Source organism: Flavobacterium sp. A45 (assembly GCF_002001005.1).
Classification (GTDB): Bacteria; Bacteroidota; Bacteroidia; order Flavobacteriales; family Flavobacteriaceae; genus Flavobacterium.
The window spans coordinates 1-20,308 of the sequence record NZ_MUNX01000071.1 but is presented as its reverse complement, the minus strand read 5'-3'; the positions used below and the strand labels follow the sequence as shown (position 1 = coordinate 20,308).

Here is a 20,308-nt window from a genome sequence, read left to right as displayed (position 1 = left end):
CTTAAATGAACTTTTAATTTTACTTTGTTTATACATAAATTAAGAGCTTATATGACTTATATGGTTATAATCGATTTCGAATATAATCTCAATTTTCAATCTTTTTTATTTCATACAAATCGGTTCGTCTGTCTTTCAAAATTCGCACACTTCCATGTTCGTGTAATTCTTTTAGCAAGCGCAAATCGACATCGACAATCAAAGTCATTTCTGTATTCGGAGTGGCTTCGGCTTTGATACCATTACTTGGAAAAGCAAAATCCGAAGGCGTAAAAACTGCCGCTTGCGCATATTGAATGTCCATATTATTTACTTTTGGTAAATTCCCCACACAACCCGCAATGGCAACATAGCACTCGTTTTCAATCGCTCTAGCTTGGGCACAGTGTTTTACTCTGATGTAGGCGTTTTGAGTATCGGTCAGGAAGGGAACAAATAGTATATTCATTCCTTCATCCGCCATGATTCTCGAGACTTCCGGAAACTCCACATCATAACAAATCATAATTCCAATTTTGCCGCAATCGGTATCAAAAGTCTTAATTTCCGATCCGCCTTTCATTCCCCAATGTTGCTTTTCATTGGGCGTTATATGAATTTTGGTATACATCTCCGAAGTTCCGTCTCTTTTGCACAGAAATCCCACATTGTACAAATTGCCATTTTCCAGATACGGCATACTGCCCGAAATGATATTGATATTATACGAAATGGCCAATTCTTGAAACCGTTTCCGAATAGGTTCAGAATGCTTAGCCAGTTCTCGAATCGCTTCGGCCTCGGTCATGTGATTGTAATCGGCCATTAAGGGCGCTATGAACAATTCGGGGAAAACCGCAAAATCGCAACTGTAGCCCGAAACCACATCGATAAAAAACTCTGATTGCTCGAATAAAGCTTCGAGATTACCCAGTGATCGCATTTGCCATTGAATTAAGCCTAGCCGAATTACATTTTTCTCCGTGTTTATTAATCTCGGACTTTCGTCAAAATAGATGTTGTTCCATTCCAGTAAAACTGCAAATTCTTTGGAATCTTCATCGCCCGCCAAATAGTTCTTTATGATTCGTAGTACGTGAAAGTCATTACTCAGCTGAAACGAAAGCACAGGGTCGTGCAATTGTTTGCTTTTTACTTTTTCAATGTATTTTTTGGGAGTCATTTTATCGGAATACTGGCCATAACTCGGAATGCGCCCCGCGAAAACAATTGACTTGAGGTTTAATTTTTCGCACAATTCTTTTCGGGCATCATACAAACGCCTGCCTAAACGCAGACCGCGATAATTAGGATGAATAAAAACATCGATTCCGTACAATATTTCCCCATTTGGATTGTGGGTCGAAAACGTATAATCACCTATTATTTGCAGGTAATTATGCTTTTTGTCAACAAGTCTTTCGTCTACGATCAAGGATAGGGCAGAGCCCACCACTTTTCCATCGACGAGAATAACCAATTGTCCCTCGGGGAAAATACCTAATAATCTCTCTATATCATCGGCACGCCAATAGGAATCCGCCATTTCAGGATACGATTCCACCATCGAGTTTTTGAGCTGTTTGTAATCCTCAAAAGCTAAATTCCGCAATTCTACTTTTTTTATTTTGGCCTGCATAATGGAGAATTTTATATGAATAGTTATTTTAAAGAAACATTATTTCAATTTTTTGGAGCGAAAGAATAGGTTTTATTTTTTGGCATGGATTCCTGCTTTCGCCTTTATCTCTTCACTGCGTTACGAGGATATCGGCTCTATCAGGGCTAATTAGGATTTATGGTTTTGTGTTTGTTTGTGATTAACACTTTTAAAATTGGCCACAGATGACACGGATTAAACTGATTGTCACAGATTTTTTAATTTCAAACTATCAAAAGATAAATCTTAATATGTGCACTAATTTTTATCCGTGTAGAATCCGTTTAATCTGTGTCATCCGTGGCCTAATATCAGTTGCTGAATCAGGAGCAATACAATCTTTATTATTTGCCGATTCTCAAATATAATCAAAAAATCCCATTTACAAACGGTTACAAATAATTACAACCGAAAGTAAGTAGTTAGCAACCGAATAACTTTTGGAAGTCATCGCATCTTTGCCATGTCGAAATGAAACAAATGCAATATCAATAACAATAGCAAATGTCAATTTCAATAAAAAATCATATACACACTAACATTTAAATTTTACACGCCATGAAAAACAGAGTTCAATTAATCGGAAACGCAGGAAATGACCCAATCATCAAATCTTTTGAAGGAGGAAAAAAATTAGCCAATTTGACCATCGCTACCAATGACAGCTACAAAAACGACAAAGGAGAACGAGTAGACCAAACCGAATGGCATACCGTAGTAGCCTGGGGTAAAACAGCAGAAATCATAGAAAAATTCGTAACCAAAGGCAAACAAATTGCCATAGACGGCAAATTAACACACAGAAGTTACGACGACAAGAACGGAGAAAAACGATATATCACCGAAGTGGTCGTAAGCGAAATTATGTTACTTGGGAAGTAGGTTTCAGAATTGAGATAGCAGATAATTTCTTAAATACCAAATGCTGTCTTTGAGCTATCGGTTACCACAAAAAAAAAAGAGCTCCGTGAAAACGGAACTCTTTTTCAATACATATAAATTAACTATTACGAGGGTTCATTTTAAACCAACAGGCAATTAAAAAATGTTTATTTATGCAATTCTATCTGCTATATAGAACTAAGCTGTTTTTTTTAGCAAGTCAAACATAGGGCAACGGCTGCAACGTTTTTTCTCACTTTTCATGTATTTTTCGCAACAACTAGACTTGCAGTTTTCGGCCACTTTTATCTTTTTAAGGATATCCGTTTTTTTATCCTTTTTCTTTTTCTTCTCTTTTTCTTTCTTGCTCAATGTGTAAAGAATTAAAACTGAAGCAAAAGTATATTATTTTTATCTGTTCTAAATAAATTTTAACATTTTTTCAAGCAAAAAAAATCCCAAAATGCAATTCAAACATTTTGGGAATAGTATTTAGTAAGAGGTATCTTAATTATTTGACTGGAGCGGCAGCATTGGCAGCGGCCACTTGCTGAATGTCACGATCAAAAAGATACAGTCCGCCTTTGTCATCACCAATCAAGTTGATTTTGTCGAGAATTGATTTGGCTGTTGCTTCTTCTTCAATTTGTTCAGCTACATACCATTGCAAGAAATTATGGGTAGCATAATCTTTTTCTTCAAATGTAATATGCACCAACTCATTGATAGATTCCGAAACAAAAACTTCGTGTTTGTAAAGCTCTTCAAACATCCCTTTGAAAGTTTCATAAGTGGTTTTTGGGGCTTTCAAGTCGGTAACTTTAGCATGACCGCCTCGTTCGTTCACATACTTGATTAATTTGAGCATGTGTAAACGCTCCTCATCCGATTGTGCGTACATAAATTTTGCGATTCCCTCAAGACCATTTACTTCTGCCCAACAAGCCATGGATAGATAGGTTTGAGAAGATTCTGCTTCTATACGAATTTGTTTGTTCAGCGCTGATTCAATATTTTTTAGTAACATGATTTTTAGTTTTTAGTAAAATTAGAAAAAAAATTGTTGAATGTTGTTCGTTTTGTTCCTAAAAAGAAACAGTTGGGTTTAATTTAGAATCTTTAAAATGTTAGTACATAATAGTAAAAAGTCATTCAAACAGATGATTGACTCCAAATAGTAGCCCAAAAACTAAAATAAAACCGCCCGAAACTTTGTCTGATTGTTAGCAAACATTTCCTTAAATTTGCTGTCATTATTTAGTTATAAAAATCAAAATATGTTACAAATCGCATTTATTAGAGAGAATCAAGAGAAAGTAATCAATGCTTTGGCCAAAAGAAATATGGATGCCAAAGGGATTGTTGAAGAAGTGGTACAACTGGATGAAAAACGTCGCGCGACACAAGTGGAGTTGGACAATACTTTATCCGAATCTAATAAATTATCCAAAGACATAGGCGAATTGATGAAAGCCGGCGAAAAATCTAAAGCGGCAATTCTTAAAGAAAAAACGGTTCTGTTAAAAGAAAAAAGCAAAGCATTGGCCGAAACCGCTGATGTTTTGGCAAATGAATTAACAGAGAAATTATATACTTTACCCAATCTTCCTGCCGATATTGTTCCTGTTGGAAAAACACCAGAAGATAATCTAAACGTGTTTGAGGAAGGTGAAATCCCCGTATTACACGAAGGTGCGCAACCACACTGGGAATTGGTTAAGAAATATGATATAATCGATTTTGAATTGGGAGTAAAGATAACCGGCGCAGGATTCCCTGTTTATAAAGGAAAAGGAGCTCGTTTGCAACGCGCTTTGATCAATTATTTCTTGGATAAAAACACAGAAGCTGGGTATAAAGAAATGCAAGTGCCACATTTGGTAAACGAAGCATCTGCTTATGGAACGGGACAATTGCCAGACAAAGAAGGTCAAATGTACCATGATGCTACAGATGACTTGTATTTGATTCCAACTGCTGAGGTTCCGGTAACCAATATATTTAGAGACGTCATTTTAAATGAAAGTGAATTACCAGTTAAATATACGGGTTATACGCCTTGTTTTCGTCGTGAAGCGGGTTCTTATGGAGCGCATGTACGTGGTTTGAACCGTTTGCACCAATTTGATAAAGTGGAGATTGTTCGTGTGGAGCATCCGGATAATTCGTATGCAGCACTTGATAATATGGTTGAACACGTAAAAGGAATTCTTCAAGAATTGAAATTGCCATACCGAATTTTACGCCTTTGCGGAGGAGATATGGGTTTCACATCGGCTTTGACTTATGATTTTGAAGTATATTCTACTGCTCAGGAGCGTTGGTTGGAAATTTCATCTGTTTCTAATTTTGAGACTTTTCAAGCGAATCGTTTGAAATTGCGTTTCAAAGATAAAGACGGTAAAAACCAATTGGCACATACACTTAACGGAAGTTCATTGGCTTTGCCAAGAGTGCTGGCCGGAATTTTAGAAAATTACCAAACTCCCGAAGGAATCGTAATTCCAGAAGTATTGCGTTCTTACTGTGGGTTTGATATTATAGACTAAAAAGTTACCATATAAGTTATTTAAGTTTGTTACAAATCTTAGATGACTTATATGGTTCATAAAAATTGATGTTTTACGAAACGAATTGCACTTAAAAATGAAAAAACTCTTTCTATATATTGTCCTGTTTTTTTCATTGGTTTGTTTTTCGCAAAACGAGCAATTGGCGCAGTATTATTATGACAAAGGTGATTTTGATAAAGCATTGGTCAGTTATCAGGAATTATCAGATGGATTGCCTACCAATCCTTTTTATTTTCAACGGAAAATTGACTGTATGCAACAATTACTCCAATTTGCACCAGCTGAAAAAGCAATTCAGGAACGATTGGACAGATACAAGCAAGCTACACTTTTGGTCGAATTAGGTTATAATTTTCAATTACAGAAAAATGAAACTAAAGCCAAAAAGTATTACGATGATGCGATAGACAATATCCGAAAAAATCCAAATGATGTTTATGGTGTTGCCAATACTTTTGAGAAGAAAGTACTGCTGGAATATGCTTTAAAATCCTATTTGGTTGCCAGTGAATTGGTGCCAACTTTTGATTTTAAATATCAAACCGCTCTGTTGTATGGGCAATTGGGAAATACAGACCAGATGATTGCCAATTTTTTGGATGAAGCGTTCGAAAATCCACAGTCGGCTATGGTGATTCAAAACCAGTTGACTCGTTATATGTCCACCGATGGAGAATCTAAATTTAATGACAGTCTCCGGAAAGCCTTGATTATTAGAGTTCAAAAAACCCAAGATATTTTCTGGAATCAGTTTTTGAGTTGGTTTTATATGCAACAAAAAGAGTTTGGAAAAGCCTTTATTCAGGAAAAAGCTATCTATAAACGCAATCCGGAATCACTATTTGGCATCCTTAATTTAGGACAAATGTCTATCGAAGAGGGAGATAATGAAGTCGCTATAGAGGTTATGAATTATGTGTTAGAGAATACTACCGATGTAGATTTGATTGTGCAAGCTCATTCTTATTTGTTGAAAATGAAAATGGAAAAAGCACAAGAAAAGGACTTTGTTGCTATCAAGACCCAATTTGATCTTTTGTTAAAACAGTACGGCATAAGTCCGGTTACTTTATCTTTGCAGCTGAAACAAGCGCATTTTGTTAGTTTTATAATGAAGAATCCTGTTGGAGGTAAAGCCATTATAAAGCGTGCCATGGAAATGCAATTGAATCAGTTTGATCAGGCACAATGTAAAATGGAATTGGCTGACATTTTACTTTCCGAAGAAAAATTCAATCAGGCATTGCTCTATTATTCGCAGATTCAAGAAAATCTGCAAAACAATGTGCTGTCGCATGAAGCAAGTTTGAAATCGGCTAAAACAAGTTATTTTAAAGCTGATTTTGAATGGGCTTTGAAACAATTTAAGGAGTTAAAAACGGCCAGTACGCAGTTGATTGCTAATGATGCTTTGGAGTATTTTTTGCTGATTAATGACAATACCGTTGCCGATTCGACCCAAACGGCGTTGAAGCAATTTGCCAAAGGAGATTATCTTTTGTACCAAAATAGAAATCAAGAAGCTATTGTTCAGTTTCAGTCTATTCTAAAAAGTTTCAAAGGACAGGAAATTGAGTCAGTAACTTTATTGCGATTGGGAAGAATATATGAAAAGTTAGGAGATACTACTTTAGCTTTGGCACAATATCAAGACATAATTGACCATCATAATGATGGGATTTACATAGATGAGGCTCTGTATTTTTCGGCAGATATTTACAATAAGCAATTGCAACAACCCGATAAGGCCAAGGCATTGTACGAGAAAATCATCTTCAGCCATCAGGATAGTATTTATTTTGTAGATGCAAGAAGGAAATTCAGAGAATTGCGAGGAGACACGAATTTGTGATTTTAGATTTCAGAAGGCAGAATATAGAGAATAGAATATAGAAAACAGATTGCAGAAGCATAGAGAATAAAGAGAATAATGAGAGTTGATAAATTCTTTTAAAGTCTTAATACTTAATTCTCCAATCTTAATACTTAAAACAATGATAATATACAACGTTACTACAAACATACACGAAAGTGTTCACGACAAATGGATGATCTGGATGCAACACAAACACATTCCTGAAATGTTGGCTTGCGGGAAATTTATTTCAGCGCGTTTAGTTCGTGTTTTGGTAGAAGAAGAAATGGGAGGAGTTACCTATTCGGTTCAATATACGACAGACAGCAAGGAAACATTAGAAAGATATTACCAAGAAGATGCTCCTGGATTAAGAGAAGAAGGCTTGAAATTGTTTGGCGATAAAATGCTGACTTTTAGAACCGAATTACAAGTCATTTCAGAGCATTAATGATTAAAAAGATTGCTTTGCGCCTTTGCGTCACTGCGAGAAAATAAACCCAAAATACGGCGAGAGTGCTTCGTGCCTCGCAATGACAATATGGAAAAAGTAACAGCAAAAAAACACCTCGGACAGCATTTCTTAAAAGACGAAAGCGTAGCGAAAGACATCGCAGATACTTTGAATTTAGAAGGGTATGAAGATGTATTGGAAATAGGTCCAGGAATGGGAGTGCTGACCAAATACTTATTGGACAAACCAATCAATACCTACGTTATCGAAATTGATACCGAATCGGTTGCATATTTGGGTGTTCATTATGATAAATTGAAAGATCGAATCATTTCAAAGGATTTCCTGAAATACGATATCAACGAAGTTTTTGCAGGAAAGCAATTCGCGATAATTGGTAATTTCCCGTATAATATTTCGACGCAGATTGTTTTCAAAACATTGGAATACCGTAATCAGATTCCTGAATTTGCAGGAATGTTTCAGAAAGAAGTGGCAGAACGCATTTGTGAAAAAAAGGGAACCAAGGCTTATGGAATCCTTTCGGTTTTGGCCCAGGCTTTTTATGATGCAGAGTATCTGTTTACCGTAGATGAAAATGTGTTCAATCCGCCGCCCAAAGTGAAGTCGGGCGTTTTGCGTTTGCGCAGGAAAGAAGACTTCAGTCTGCCTTGTGGTGAAAAATTGTTTTTTACTGTAGTGAAAACGGCTTTTCAGCAACGCAGAAAGACGTTGCGTAACAGTTTAAAAACCTTAAATTTGTCCGATAGTTTGAGAGAAGATACCGTTTTTAATCTTCGTCCTGAACAATTGGATTACAAAGAATTTATTGCATTGACCCAAAAAATAGAAGCCGATGGAGTTTAAAATCAGCAAAGAATTAATAAAAGAATTAGAGCAGCTCATTCTAAATAAGGACGACCAGCAACTGGAAGTTTTATTGAATGATATGCACCATGCTGATATTGCCGAAGTCTTGGATGAACTGGACTTTGATGAGGCTACCTATATTTTCAAGGTTTTAGACAGTGAAAAAACGGCCGAAATATTATTAGAACTTGAAGACGATTTAAGAGAAAATATTTTAAGCAGGCTTTCGCCAAAAGAGATTGCCGAAGAGCTTGATGAATTAGAAACCAATGATGCTGCCGATATTATCGGGGAACTTTCCAAAGAGAAGAAAGCTGAGGTTATCTCCGAGCTTCAGGACGTAGAGCACGCCAAAGACATTGTTGAGCTGCTTCGATATGCCGAGGATACAGCAGGTGGAATCATGCACAAGGAGTTGGTTAAAGTCAACGAAAATTGGAATGTTCTTACTTGTGTAAAAGAAATGCGTATTCAGGCCGAAAATATCTCCAGAGTACATTCTATATATGTGGTTGATGATGAAGACAGATTAAAGGGGAGACTGTCTCTCAAAGACTTATTGACAACTTCGACCCGAACTAATATTAATGATGTCTACATACGGAAACTTAATTCTGTAAATGTCGATACTGAGGATGTTGAGGTGGCCAGAATTATGCAAAAGTACGATTTGGAAGCGATCCCTGTTGTAGATGAATTGGGACGTTTGGTCGGCAGAATCACCATTGATGATATTATTGATGTAATTAAAGATGAAGCGGATCAAGATTACCAATTAGCAGCTGGTATTTCCCAAGACGTAGAAGCGGATGATAGTATTTTAGATTTAACAAAAGCGCGTTTGCCTTGGTTGGTTTTGGCACTTTTGGGTGGGTTCATCACCGTAAAAGTTCTTGGTTTATTTGAAGGTGCAATGCTTGAACACGGGAAATTGTTTTTCTTTACCCCGCTTATTGCTGCAATGGCAGGTAATGTTGGGGTACAGTCATCGGCAATTATTGTTCAGGGTTTGGCTAACGATACCTTGAGCGGGTCTCTTTTTAACCGATTGATAAAAGAAGTTTCACTAAGCTTATTAAACGGACTCATATTAGCCTTGATTTTATTTCTGGGCAGTCATTTTCTGCTCAATGTTGAGATAATTATAGGGGTTATTGTAACCATTGCTTTGGTTTCGGTAATTATTATAGCTTCGCTTATTGGTACTTTTGTGCCTTTATTGCTCCATAAATTTGGTATAGATCCTGCATTGGCAACAGGCCCGTTTATTACAACAAGTAATGATATTTGCGGCATTCTTATTTATTTTTCTATTGCCAAATTAATCTTAGGATTTTAACTTAAACCCATAATTATAAAATAACAAATTACCCGAATTTATTTAAATTTAAAAATAATAAATTCGGGATAATTCGTGTACTTTGTGGTTCAATTTTTTCAGGATTCAACATATTAACCAAAGATAAAATATACCAGAATGAAAGTACACATCATAGGTGGAGGAAACCTTGGCGCTTCTGTCGCAATAGGAATAGCAAAGTTTACTAAAAATAATCAAGTCACCGTAACCAGACGCAATCTAGCGCCTATTTCACATTTAAAAGAATTGGGAATTACTGTTGATACAGACAATACGAGCAACATTCAAGAAGCAGATGTTATTATTCTGACCATAAAACCGTATCAGGTAGATACCGTTTTGGCTGAGATACTGCCTACTATTTCAAACAAAGTAATCGCTTCGGCGGTAAGTGGACTTTCTATCGAGAATCTACAGAATAAGATAGGCGACACCCACAGCGCTGTGCGTATTATGCCAAATATTGCTGCACAATTTGGCGCATCGGCTACTTGTATTGCCTATCACGAAAAAAACAAAGAAAAAGCCCAGCCAACCGTAACTCTTTTTCAAGGATTGGGAACCGCTCCTATTATTGATGAAAAACTGATGGATGCAGCGACAGTTCTTGCTGCAAGCGGAACTGCCTTTGCTTTGCGCTACATCCGTGCATCGATGCAGGCTGGAATCGAAATTGGATTTGACTGGCAGACTGCCTTGGCGATATCAGCACAAACCGTCAAAGGCGCCGCCGAAATGCTTCTTGAGGAAAAAGCACATCCAGAACAATTGATCGATCGTGTAACTACGCCGCAAGGCTGCACGATTGCAGGATTAAACGAAATGGAATTACACGGTTTCAGTTCTTCTTTAATCAAAGGAATTAAAACCTCTCTGAAACAAATTAAGGGATAAAAATCTCTTGGGCGTGCCACCATAAAGAAAAGGGATCAACTCACTATTACGGTGATTCGATCCCTTTCCTTTATGCTGTCAGGCTGTCCGCGTTACTTCGGTAACTTGCTTCCATCCTTTACGCGGAACACCACATCTTAAAGGGGTATTAAGGTATTTTTGTCTTTTAGGCAAACAAAGCTTTCAATTCGGTAGCTTCATGTGGATTCATTTTACCAGCTAGAACCAAGCTTAATTGTTTTCTTCTTAGAGCGGCGTCGTAGCGTTGTTTTTCCAATTCAGTTTCGGGTTCGAGTGGTGGAACATCTACTGGTCTTCCAGTATCATCAACAGCCACAAAAGTGTAAATTGCTTCGTTGGCCTTGGTTCTGTTTCCGGACTGACGGTCTTCTACCCAAACGTCCAGATAAATTTCCATAGAACTTTTAAATGCCCTGGATACTTTGGCTTCTATAATTACAACACTACCTAGTGGAATTGATTTGTTGAAAGCCACATGATTTACTGATGCTGTAACACCAATTCGGCGTGAATGTCTTCCAGCGGCAATACTTGCCGCACGATCCATTCTGGCCAACAATTCACCTCCAAATAAGTTATTCAAAGGGTTGGTTTCGCTCGGTAAAACCAAATCGGTCAATATAGTTAAGGATTCAGAAGGATGTTTAGGTGTCATACTTTTTATATGAGAATTATTAATTTTAATTTAAGTTGAATTTGACTCTTTAGTTAAGCCAATATACAGCCATCACCGAAGGAATGAAATACAATACAATGGTTCTGGCTCCGTCATAGTCTTTGGCCAAACGTTGTCCAAATAATAGCATGATAAGCGTTATGCAAGAAAAAATAGCGCCATATAAACCGTAGATTCTGCCACTGTTTACCGCTATTTCAATGGCACCAACCACGCACAAGATCCCTGAAATTAATTCTAGGATTAATACATTTACCAGAGCCAATGGCACTTGATTACGCAAAGGGGTTTCGGCAAAGTGTTCTTTAAGCCAATCGATATTGTCTTTCCAGTGAAATAATTTATCCTGAGATGATTGTAAAAAGGTAATTGCTAAAAAAACTAAGATTAAGATGGAGGCAATATTATTCATGGGGTTTTATTTTTTATGAATTAAACGGGTCAATTTTATGGATAAATCGGTTAAGATAATTTTTGCGTTACCATTGCGTTCGATATGATACATCGCATCTGATAATTCTTTAAATATTTCAGTAATGTTGTTTCCGTTTACAAAAGGGGCAAAATTTTCCAGTTTGAATTTCTCAACTTTGGGTTCTATGTAAACAAGAGTTTTGGTTTCATAATTAAGCAACATGGCCTGACGGAACATTTCGATACAAAACTGAAGGAATTTTTTTTGAGTTTCTCTTCCTAATGTTGCAATTTGTTCACTCCATTCAATTAAATCTTGTATGGCCGCTGCGTTTCCTTTAGCTTTAAATGCTGCACGTACCCATGTGACAAACCATTGTTCAAATGGCAAGGATTCGTGGTCGTCATATAATAGATGTAAGGCTTTGTTATAATTCCCTTGCGATTGATGAGCAATTTTTAAAGCCTCTTTAAGTTCAATCTTTTCCCTTTCAATGAGTCCGTCAGCAATAACTTGTTCGCTCAAACTACTGAAATGGGTGATTTGACAACGTGAGCGAATGGTTTGGATGATATCTTCTTCATTTTCGGAGATGAGAATGAAAACTGTTTTTTCGGGTGGTTCTTCAAGTAATTTGAGTAGTTTATTGGAAGCGGCAATGTTCATTTTGTCGGCCATCCAAATAATCATTATTTTGTATCCGCCTTCATATGATTTTAAGGAAAGTGATTTTAAAATTTCTTGAGCATCATCTACACGAATCTCACCTTGTTTATTTTGCACACCCAATTTGGCATACCAATCAAATAATCCGCCATAAGGATTTTCTAAAACAAACTGTCTCCAATCTGCAATAAAATCGATACTTTTTGGTTTTGCTTTGACTTCCTCGGTAGTTACTGTTGGGTAGATAAAATGTAAATCGGGATGGGATAATTTTTGGAATTTAAGACTGCAGGATTCGTTTAAAATTCCATTACTGTTGCATAGAATATGATGAGTATAAGCAATTGCCATGGCTAGAGTTCCACTGCCTTCAGGTCCGACGAACAATTGAGCATGGGGTATTCTGCCTAAATTAGCGCTTTGGATTAAGTGATTTTTAATATATTCTTGCCCTAAAATTTTTGAAAATTCCATGAAGCAAAGATAGGAGAAAATGATAGTTTCAAAAATTTTCCTTTAGAAAGTTTGTTTCTTGCAATTTTTTTGAGTTGTAATATGAAACACGAATTGATGTACTATTAGAATTCTTTTTAACCAACGACTGTTAATAACTTCTGTATTATTTTTCTGCTTTTTGTTTTATGAAGTTTATTATTACAAAAATTTACAAGAAAAAACGCATTTATATTACCAAATATTAATTAACATTTATTTTTTTTAAATCCAATTTATCTCGATAAAATGATGTGTTTACTCGGTGTAAGACAGTTTTTTTAAGTTAAGTGTAATTTAAAATGTCTTTAATTTTTTGTGCAGGACTTGCAAATTCAATTTAATTGTATATTTTTGTTTTATTAATTAATAAATCCAAGATATGAAAGGGAAAATTATTTTTTTCAGTATTGTTATGTTAGCTTTAACATCGAAAGGCTTCGCGCAAGCAAAACCAAATATGCCAAAAAGTATTATTAGCACTAGTGCTGCAATCCGTACTTACTATGATGACAAGCAACTTAGAGCAATGTCTAAAGGGGAGTTGGTAGAATTGTACATTGAGCGTATGAAAGTAATTGTCAAAATATTACCAAATATTGCGTTGGCTACTAAACCAGGAGTAACTATGACAGATTTAGGTATTCCAGACGATGCTGATAACAGAAAAGCATTGGATTTAGAAACTGAAGCAACAACAACCTATTTAGAAATTACTGTAAATTTCTTAAGAAAAATGCTTCCTTATGCAGATAAAAATCAACTTGTGACTATGGTTTTGTTCTATGAGCAAACTTTGAAATCACTTCATGAAGTTGAGCATCAATAAAAAATGTTTTTTAGAAAAGATGTTACAATCTTAAGCTAAGTTTGATCTTTTACTCTTTATGAGATAATAAACTCTTGACCTACAGAGATTACGAATAATAATTTAATACCCCAAACCTATGAAAAATATATTTATTATATGGGTTTTCCTTTTGACTGTTTGCAATGTAAATGCACAACAAGAGAAAGGAATAATTGGATCAAGCAATTGGTTGAATAACTGGACTGAATTTAAACCTGGTAAAGCTGAATACGGTGAACCAACACAAATTCTGGCTGGTAATATTACAGAGAATACTAAACTTGTAAAAAAGGATGTGTATATTATCCAAGGTAATGTATATGTAACTAATAATGCAGTTCTTACCATTGAACCAGGTACAGTGATTATTGGAGATGGTGAATCAAAAGGGACTTTGATTATTACTAAAGGTGCACAAATAATTGCAGAAGGTTTAGAAACTGATCCAATCGTTTTCACATCTAATAAATCTACTAAAAAAGCTGGTGATTGGGGAGGTATTGTTATTCTTGGTGATGCCCCAATTAATAAGTTTGGAAATTATTCTTCAGTGAATTTTGATTTAGACCCAAGCTTGACAACATATGGAGGTTTAAATCCAGCAAGCTCTTCTGGTGTTTTGAAGTTTGTTCGAATTGAATATGCGGGTAAAAAAGAGAGAGGTTCTTCGGAAAGTTTTAATGCTCTTTTACTTGGAGGAATTGGAAACAAAACTATCTTAGAAAATATTATGGTAAGTTATGCCTTAGGAGACTCTTTTGAAGTTCTAGGAGGTGAGCCAGTAATGACTAAAATGGTTTCTTATAAATCTAGCGGAATTGATTTTAAATTTACTTTAGGTGCACAAGCTAAAATTGATAATTCATTAGCAGTTAGATCATCTTATTTATCAAGTGTAAGTGGATCACGCTGTTTGGACGTTTCTTCTTATATTAAGAAAGATGACGTAGATTTTACCAAAAAACAAACTCTTGTTACTGCCACTAATTTAACTCTTGCAAATGATAGTGATAATATAGATCAGGATATTAAAGCAGGTTTAGTTAAAGAAGGTGTCTATGTGGCTGAGAATTGCTCTTTGGTTTTAAGAAAAAGTGTGATTTCTGGATTTAGTCCAGCAGTTGTATTTGATAATAAAATTGAAATCAACGACAAGAATCTTAAGAAAATTAGAATCGAAGAAATGTATTTGAATTTCTGTAATGGAAATATTTTTACCGAAGGTTCTACTGAAAATGAAGATTTAGAGAGTTATTACGGTAATAGTGTATTCTTTAATTTGTATTCTAAAACAACAAATTTAGAAACCTTTAATGATTTTGCAAATCCAAGACGACCAGATTTTAGGTTGGCACTTTCAAAATTTACAGCAGCTACTAAATAAAATTTATAACTATATTTTAAATTTATAAAATGAAAGTTGGACCTAATAATAAGAAGGTTTAGCTTTCATTTTATTAATTAAAGTAGTTTTACATTCAGTTTAATAAGAATGTCCTTAACCTTGGATTGGTTGAGAGTAAAATGATTATTTGCGAATTGCATATGCCCCTATGAATAGCAATAAATATCAACATATGAAAAGCAAACCTACTCCCTTTTTTTCTTCTAGCGCATTTATGTTTTTTTGGATGTTGTTTGTTGTAGTATCTTCTACCCAGAGCTTATTTTCTCAGCAAATAAATCCTAAAATATTAGAATTCAATCAGATTTGTGCTGGCGGGCCGCATCCTACTAAACCAGGTGAAGTTTTTAATGAATATCAAGCTTCATTTTCCATTTCGGGTTTTGCTTCAGATGTCACATTCAAAGTTGAACTTTCGGATGCAACGGGTTCGTTTACAACACCAATTTCTACGACGAATTTACCTCCTCTTACGACAACGCCTCCTGATAGTGCAACAGATAAAACATTGGTTTTTGGCATCCCAACAAATTTGGTTGGATCTAACGCCTACAGATTGAGAGTGACAAGTTCTACTGGTGTCTCCAGTACACCTTTTACTATTAAGGGTACTGTCAGTACCAAATCATTCTCGGCTTATTATAAAGCCTATAATGATTCTTTTGCAATCAATAACAACCTGCCTTCTGTTAGTTTTTGTATTGGAGGGAGTGTTACTCTTACTATATATAATCCAACACCTTCCATACCAAATTCTTCTCCTGCGAATTATCCTCAATTGCAATATAATTGGTACAAAGATGATGCTTTAATTTCTGGGCAAACTTCAAGTTCTTTGGTTGTAAGTACACCAGGGGTTTATTATGCCAAATTAGATTATGGTCTTTGTTCTGATGATAATTTTCGTTCACAAGGTGTAACTGTCACTAGTTCAAGTGGGGCTTCTGCAGCAATTGTTTCCAGTGCAGGAAATCCTTTTTGTTCCAGTTTAGGGAACACAACTTTATCAGTAACTGCCGGTAATTCCTATGTTTGGAAAAAAGATAATACAGTAATTGCGGGTGCAATCACTCAAAATTATCAAACGAGTTTGCCAGGGGTGTATACTTGTGATGTTGATTTTGGTGGATGTAAGTCAACAGGTACAATAGACTTAAAGGTGTTAACAACAAACAGTACAATATCTGGTGTAGATCTTGATAAAGTTAATAATATTGTCGAGGGAGAAACAATAAATGCAACCATTACTTCTAATGCAACAGCTCCTTCTTATCAATGGTTTCTGGAGGGTGTAGCTATACCTGGTGCGGATAAAAATTTTATAGATATTACTGCTCAAGGAAAGTATAAGGGGGTTGTCACACAAAATACGGGATGTAATATTTCCGATGAGTTTCCTTTCGAAGTTTCTTTTAAAGTGAATTTTAATGTTCCGAAAATTCCAAATATTGTTACGCCAAATGGTGATGGTGCAAATGATACATGGGTTATACCTGACAATTATTTAGCGGGAACAAATACCCATATTGTGATTTTGAGTTCATTGGGGGAAATTGTTTTTGAAACTGATAGTTATGATAATTATAATGGCTGGCCACAAACAGCTATAGAGTTTAATAATTTCAATCCCGTTTATTATTATATAATTACTCCAACTGGCGGATCTGCCAAAAAGGGTTCGATAACTCTTGTGAAATAGTATGAAAAAATTTTTATTAAGCGTTTTCTTTTTTTGCTGCTCTCTGCATGTTTTCTATGCTCAACAAGAAGACGGTGTCGTATCTTATGTTATCCCACCTGGAAATTCTTTGAAATTTAATTCGTTTGTAATTAACCCAACATTTAGTTTTGTAAGGCAGCAAAGTGCCTATGTCACTTTGTTTAACAAGACACAATGGGCTGGTTTTGAAAATGCTCCTACAACTTATTTGTTAAGCTATTCCGGACGTTTCAAAGAGAATGAAGGTTTAGCGTTAGGTGTTTTTCAACAAACGCAAGGGGTACTTCAAACGACTGGATTGGTTGCCAATTTTGCTCATAATATTTTATTGCAGGAAGATAGCAATTTAACCTTTGGAATCAATTTGAGTGCTTATAAAAGTGGGGTGAATAGTGGAAAAGTGGTTTCAAATTTTCCTGATCCATCCTTGGATAATATACCTTCAAATACTGTAATGACTATTAATCCTGGTATTAACTACGGAACCGCTTTTTTTGATTTCGGTTTAGCTTTCAATAACCTGGTTACCTATAATTTTAGTTCTGGGATTTTAAAAGATGATCCTAATAAAGGGATAGTTGGGCATGTCATGTATACTGGCTTCGTTGATTCCTATGGGTTTTTCGACAAAAGTAAATTCTCCGGTTTAATCAAAACTGAAATAAATAAAGAAGAAACTATTTTCTCGGGTTCGGCCATGTTTACCATTCCAAAAGGAATTTGGGTGCAAGGGGGGTATCATTCTGTTTTAGGAATGACCGCCGGTTTAGGACTTAATATTACTCCAAAGATTGCTCTTGAATATTCTTATGGAATGGGATTGGGTGATATCTCAGATCTAGGTGGCTCACATATAATTGTGTTAGCCTATAAGTTCAAAAATAGTAATTTTGATTATGGGGATGATGAAGAAGAAGGAGCTCTTATTGAGCCAGCACCAATACAAAAAACTTCGACGACTAAACCAAAGGCAGATGCCAAAGTTACTGCTGATGCTAAGGCAGCTCAACAACAAAAAATAGCCGAAAACAGAGCGAAATTAGCTGCAGATGCTAAAGCGAAAGCAGATGCTGTTGAAGAGGCTAAAAAGGTGAAAATTGCTGCTGATGCGAAAGCTAAAGCTGATGCAGCTGCATTAGCTTTAGCAAATAAAAAGCCAGAGCCAGTTTCCAAAGCTAAATTAGCTGCCGATGCTAAAGCGAAAGCTGATGCTGATGCTTCAGCAAAAGTACTTGCTGAAATGAAAGCAAAAGAAGCTGCTCAAGCTAAATTAGCTGCTGACAATAAAGCCAAAGCTGATGCTGCTGCTGCAAAACTTGCTGCCGAAAACAAAGCCAAAGCCGACGCTCTTAAGTTGGCTGCTGATAATAAAGCTAAAGCCGATGCTGAAGCTGCTGCTGCTAAGTTGGCCGCTGATAATAAAGCTAAGGCTGATGCTGAAGCTTCTGCTCTTAAGTTGGCTGCTGAGAATAAAGCCAAAGCCGATGCCGAATCTACCGCTGCTAAATTAGCTGCTGAAAATAAAGCTAAAGCCGATGCTGAAGCTGCTGCACTTAAGTTGGCTGCTGAGAATAAAGCCAAAGCCGATGCCGAATCTACCACTGCTAAATTAGCTGCTGAGAATAAAGCTAAAGCCGATGCTGAAGCTGCTAAGTTGGCCGCAGAGAATAAAGCTAAGGCTGATGCCGAAGCTGCTGCTCTTAAATTAGCTGCTGAGAATAAATCCAAAGCCGATGCTGAAGCTTCTGCTCTTAAGTTGGCTGCTGAGAATAAAGCTAAATCCGATGCTGAAGCTGCTGCTGCTAAGTTGGCCGCTGAGAATAAAGCTAAAGCCGATGCTGAAGCTGCTACTGCTAAGTTGGCTGCTGAGAATAAAGCCAAGGCTGATGCCGAAGCTGCTGCTCTTAAGTTGGCTGCTGAGAATAAAGCCAAAGCCGATGCTGAAGCTGCTAAGTTGGCCGCAGAGAATAAAGCCAAGGCTGATGCTGAAGCTGCTGCTAAGTTAATTGCTGATGCTAAAGCAAAAGCTGCTGCCGATGCAGCCACAGCTAAATTGGCTGCTGATGCCAAAGCTAAAGCTGATGCCGATGCTGCCGCCGCTAAATTGGCTGCTGATAACAAAGCTAAAGCTGATGCAGCCGCTGCAAAACTTGCAGCTGATGCTAAAGCAAAAGCAGATGCCGAGGCTGCTGCTAAATTAGCTGCTGAGAATAAAGCCAAAGCGGATGCTGCCGCTGCGAAACTTGCCGCAGATGCTAAAGCGAAAGCTGATGCTGAAGCCGCTGCCGCAGCTCAGGCTGAGCAAGATAAAATTGAAGCCGCCGCCGCCGCTAAATTGGCTGTTGAGGCACTTGCCAAAGCCAAGGCCGATGCTATGCCTAAAGACGAGTATGGTAAATCAATGGATAATTTGACCAAAACACTTGAAGATTCTAAGCGTAAACAACAACAATTGTTAAGTCGTCTGGATGCTTCTGTTGCCAATAAGCAAAAAGCATTGAGAGAAATGAGGGAAGAAAATGATTTAAGTGATAAAGGTATTGTAAAAACTACAGTAGAATTCAAAAGTACATCTGGTGAAAATGCCGAGTTGGAATCTATTAAGGCACAAATTGCCGAGGTAAATAGAGCTCAGGCTGAATCTTTGGATGAGTTTAATAGACTTTATGCTGAAAGACTTAAAAAGACTCCGAAAAATGACTTAATCAATCAGAATTATTTAAAAACTATTGAGAATTTAAAAGCAGAACAGGCAAAAGCGGAGCAATCTAATGCTATGATGGCTGCCAAACTTGAACAAATTAAAGTGGAAACCGAGATTGAGAAGAAACGTAGAATCAAGCGTGCAGCTTCCTTGAATGACCAAGATCGTTATACGCAAGATTTGGCAACTCTGAAACGTATAAAAGAAACAACAAAAGTTAGCACTACCCCATTGAAACCAGAAGATTTTGATTTTGGTGAAAGTCAGTCCAACATGCAGATTATTAAAAACAATAAAAATGTTGAAAGTGGGTATTACGTAATTTTGGCGGTACATACTGATGCTCAAAAACGAGATGCATTCGTTACTAAAACAGTGGCTGCCGGTCAAAAAGAAGTGAATTTCTTCTATGATGCAAGTTCTAGTAAGTATTTTATTTATGAAGCGATGTTCGATAATTTGGATGAAGCTACACAGGCTTTAGGCGAGAAAGGGAAGAAGCCTTATAATGGAAAAATGGTTATTGTAAAAATTCAGAAATAATATAATTTTGATGGAATTATAGATTTAAAAATTTTTCTAAAAAATGCTTATTATTCTTATAGAATGTTTATTTTTAGCGCGTTAATCGATGTTTTGTAATCTTAATCGACTTTTTAAGAAATATTTTATAATGTCGATTTTATTAAAAAAACACAAATACAACAAATGGAATCCTCTTTTTTAAGTGTTAATAAGGAGAAATTTCATTTTTTGTGTTAAAATTTAGAATTTAATTAAAAATGTGGTTTTCTTTAAAATTCTTCTTGCCCCTAGATGATTTTTTTTAAAG

At 36.2% G+C, this 20,308-nt stretch carries 16 protein-coding genes; 11 read left to right on the top strand and 5 right to left on the bottom strand.

Translation table 11 applies throughout. From position 1 onward, the window contains the following. Positions 1 to 88: 88 nt before the first annotated feature. The gene (locus tag B0E44_RS07805) at positions 89 to 1,618 is read right to left on the bottom strand and encodes a bifunctional GNAT family N-acetyltransferase/carbon-nitrogen hydrolase family protein (protein WP_077372592.1); all 1,530 of its coding nucleotides are present in this window, start codon (positions 1,616 to 1,618) and stop codon (positions 89 to 91) included. A 579-nt stretch (positions 1,619 to 2,197) separates the two neighbouring features. Between B0E44_RS07805 and B0E44_RS07800 the strand changes: the two genes are divergently transcribed. After that, entirely contained in the window at positions 2,198 to 2,521 is a 324-nt protein-coding gene (locus tag B0E44_RS07800; RefSeq protein WP_077372589.1) for a single-stranded DNA-binding protein, read from the top strand. A gap of 511 nt (positions 2,522 to 3,032) precedes the next feature. On the opposite strand, the gene B0E44_RS07795 is transcribed toward B0E44_RS07800, so the two are convergent. Further along, positions 3,033 to 3,548 (bottom strand): ferritin, encoded by a 516-nt coding sequence (locus B0E44_RS07795; protein ID WP_077372586.1) that lies wholly within the window; start codon positions 3,546 to 3,548, stop codon positions 3,033 to 3,035. 250 nt (positions 3,549 to 3,798) lie between these two features. Here B0E44_RS07795 and serS point away from each other — a divergent pair, with 250 nt between their 5' ends. The 6 genes from serS to proC all read left to right on the top strand — a co-directional run bounded on the left by serS (position 3,799) and on the right by proC (position 10,527). Beyond that, the gene (serS, locus tag B0E44_RS07790; protein WP_077372583.1) at positions 3,799 to 5,070 is read left to right on the top strand and encodes a serine--tRNA ligase; all 1,272 of its coding nucleotides are present in this window, start codon (positions 3,799 to 3,801) and stop codon (positions 5,068 to 5,070) included. Between the two features lie 97 nt (positions 5,071 to 5,167). Then, on the top strand, positions 5,168 to 6,946 hold the full coding sequence (locus B0E44_RS07785) for a tetratricopeptide repeat protein (RefSeq protein WP_077372580.1): 1,779 nt from the start codon (positions 5,168 to 5,170) through the stop codon (positions 6,944 to 6,946). Positions 6,947 to 7,088: 142 nt separating this feature from the next. Next, positions 7,089 to 7,400: a DUF4286 family protein gene (locus B0E44_RS07780; RefSeq protein WP_077372578.1), complete on the top strand. Its 312-nt coding sequence runs from the start codon at positions 7,089 to 7,091 to the stop codon at positions 7,398 to 7,400. A 90-nt stretch (positions 7,401 to 7,490) separates the two neighbouring features. Beyond that, entirely contained in the window at positions 7,491 to 8,270 is a 780-nt protein-coding gene (gene rsmA, locus B0E44_RS07775; RefSeq protein WP_077372575.1) for a 16S rRNA (adenine(1518)-N(6)/adenine(1519)-N(6))-dimethyltransferase RsmA, read from the top strand. Next, complete coding sequence (gene mgtE / locus B0E44_RS07770) at positions 8,260 to 9,612, top strand: magnesium transporter (protein WP_077372572.1); 1,353 nt, start codon at positions 8,260 to 8,262, stop codon at positions 9,610 to 9,612. The genes rsmA and mgtE overlap by 11 nt, the downstream gene beginning before the upstream one ends. Positions 9,613 to 9,750: 138 nt before the next feature. Beyond that, entirely contained in the window at positions 9,751 to 10,527 is a 777-nt protein-coding gene (gene proC, locus B0E44_RS07765; protein WP_077372569.1) for a pyrroline-5-carboxylate reductase, read from the top strand. A 166-nt stretch (positions 10,528 to 10,693) separates the two neighbouring features. Here the strand turns inward: proC and B0E44_RS07760 are convergent, their stop codons facing one another. Genes B0E44_RS07760 through B0E44_RS07750 form a run of 3 tightly spaced genes read right to left on the bottom strand, consistent with a single transcriptional unit; the run spans position 10,694 to position 12,779 of the window. Further along, the gene (locus B0E44_RS07760; protein WP_077372566.1) at positions 10,694 to 11,203 is read right to left on the bottom strand and encodes an acyl-CoA thioesterase; all 510 of its coding nucleotides are present in this window, start codon (positions 11,201 to 11,203) and stop codon (positions 10,694 to 10,696) included. A gap of 49 nt (positions 11,204 to 11,252) precedes the next feature. Further along, on the bottom strand, positions 11,253 to 11,636 hold the full coding sequence (locus B0E44_RS07755) for a DoxX family protein (RefSeq protein WP_077372563.1): 384 nt from the start codon (positions 11,634 to 11,636) through the stop codon (positions 11,253 to 11,255). 6 nt (positions 11,637 to 11,642) lie between these two features. After that, positions 11,643 to 12,779, bottom strand: coding sequence for a DNA polymerase III subunit delta' (locus tag B0E44_RS07750; protein WP_077372559.1), 1,137 nt, complete (start codon positions 12,777 to 12,779; stop codon positions 11,643 to 11,645). Between the two features lie 400 nt (positions 12,780 to 13,179). Here B0E44_RS07750 and B0E44_RS07745 point away from each other — a divergent pair, with 400 nt between their 5' ends. The 4 genes from B0E44_RS07745 (at position 13,180) to B0E44_RS07730 (ending at position 20,019) form a co-directional block, all read left to right on the top strand. Beyond that, positions 13,180 to 13,626, top strand: a complete 447-nt coding sequence (locus tag B0E44_RS07745) for a hypothetical protein (RefSeq protein WP_077372556.1) — start codon at positions 13,180 to 13,182, stop codon at positions 13,624 to 13,626. Between the two features lie 118 nt (positions 13,627 to 13,744). Then, positions 13,745 to 15,031, top strand: coding sequence for a hypothetical protein (locus tag B0E44_RS07740; protein WP_077372553.1), 1,287 nt, complete (start codon positions 13,745 to 13,747; stop codon positions 15,029 to 15,031). Between the two features lie 193 nt (positions 15,032 to 15,224). After that, complete coding sequence (locus B0E44_RS07735) at positions 15,225 to 16,751, top strand: gliding motility-associated C-terminal domain-containing protein (protein WP_165688779.1); 1,527 nt, start codon at positions 15,225 to 15,227, stop codon at positions 16,749 to 16,751. A 1-nt stretch (position 16,752) separates the two neighbouring features. Beyond that, positions 16,753 to 20,019, top strand: coding sequence for a type IX secretion system membrane protein PorP/SprF (locus B0E44_RS07730; protein ID WP_077372547.1), 3,267 nt, complete (start codon positions 16,753 to 16,755; stop codon positions 20,017 to 20,019). Positions 20,020 to 20,308: the final 289 nt, after the last annotated feature.